This window comes from Mesorhizobium sp. M2A.F.Ca.ET.067.02.1.1 (assembly GCF_004023285.1).
GTDB lineage: Bacteria > Pseudomonadota > Alphaproteobacteria > Rhizobiales > Rhizobiaceae > Mesorhizobium.
The window spans coordinates 1-1,365 of the sequence record NZ_RZSB01001098.1 but is presented as its reverse complement, the minus strand read 5'-3'; the positions used below and the strand labels follow the sequence as shown (position 1 = coordinate 1,365).

At 63.9% G+C, this 1,365-nt stretch carries 1 protein-coding gene; it reads right to left on the bottom strand.

Features of this window, described 5'->3' with window-relative positions:
* Nucleotides 1-191: 191 nt before the first annotated feature.
* Nucleotides 192-1,365, bottom strand: a 1,174-nt coding sequence (locus tag EOA28_RS39310) for a DUF5691 domain-containing protein (protein WP_189342383.1), incomplete at its 5' end; no start/stop codon positions are given.

The window sequence follows — 1,365 nt, the reverse complement described above, 5'->3', positions numbered from 1 at the left end:
ATTTCGGCGAAATCACCGTGCCGTCGCTCGCCTTGCCGCCCATCAGATAGGTGAGCACGGCTTTCGGCGACAGGCTCCAGCCGGCAGGCTTTTGCCGGTCGTCGCCGCGCGCCAGCGCCTGCAGTTCGGCGGCGTAGACCTGTTCGGCCGGAAGGCGGATGGCTGCGTTCATGCGATCTTCTCCGGGTTGATCATCTGGTTGGATTTCCGCCCAGCGCCGCGTTGAGGCGCAACAGGCTAAGCGATGGGGATGCAGGCGGCAGCCCGGCGGCGACGACCTCGCTGATCAATTTTTCGGCCGTCGCCGGACTGGCCAGAAAGCCTATGGCTTCGAGATACTGCTCGGCGTTTCGTTTCACGACGTCGTTGTCGCCCGAGACGGCGGATCGCAACGCGGAAAGCGTCTTGCCCTTTGCAAGGTCGCCCCACTCCAGCCAGCCTGCCTCAGCGCCTTCGACCATGTTGAGCGCGGCCAGATTTTGCGCGTCGTTCAGGATCTGCCTAATCAGGACACGCTTCCTGCCGCTGTCCAAACGCGCCGTGAGTTGGAGGCCGAGAATCGCCAGCCTGCCGCCGGCTGCGGCAAGCAGATCCGCCAGAGAGGCCACCGCCGCGTCGCCGCCGGACGCCGCGACCATTCGAACCAGAAAGAGATCGGCGCCGTCATCGACACCAAACTGCCATGCGCCGATGAAATCGCTCTCCGTCTTGCCGAAGTGGCCGACGAGATCGCCGAAGTAACAGGTGGCGAACAAGTCGGCGCGACGTGCTTGCTGCGCCTGTGACTTGGGTTTTATCGGCGCGTAGGTGGAGCGGCGGCGGATGAAACCGGATTTGCCTTCCTCGATGAAAGCGGATAGCTCGATCGCCGGATCTTCGGTTTGGCCTTCAGTGATGCTACGTTCTCCCAGTCTTGCCAGGAGTCGGCCGGCCATTTCGCGCACCTTTCCTGAGCGATCGGCGGACAGGCTCTTCAGAAATGGCACATCATCGGCACCAAGGCCGAAGCGCATGAGTTCGATGAGCGCAAGCCTGACCTCGGCGGGCTCGCTCGCTCCCTTGGTCTCGATAAGGGCCCGCGCCAAGGCGGGTGCGGAGCGCCGCAAATCGATCAGTGCGCTACGGCGCGCGGCGGGATAGAAATCATCCCAGGTTTCCGCCGTCAGATGCTCGCGGCGGAGCTGTTTTTCGCCATCCGCGCCCGCCTGCCAGTCGACCCAGGGAGCGTAGACCTCCGGACCATTCTGATCCGACGCAGCCGGCATCCAGTCCATCGGATGGGTGACGAAGCCACGGCTGGCGACGAGCGTGGCCACGCGGGTCTTGAGCCTTGCATCGGCCGCATATTTCAATGCGGCACGCAGC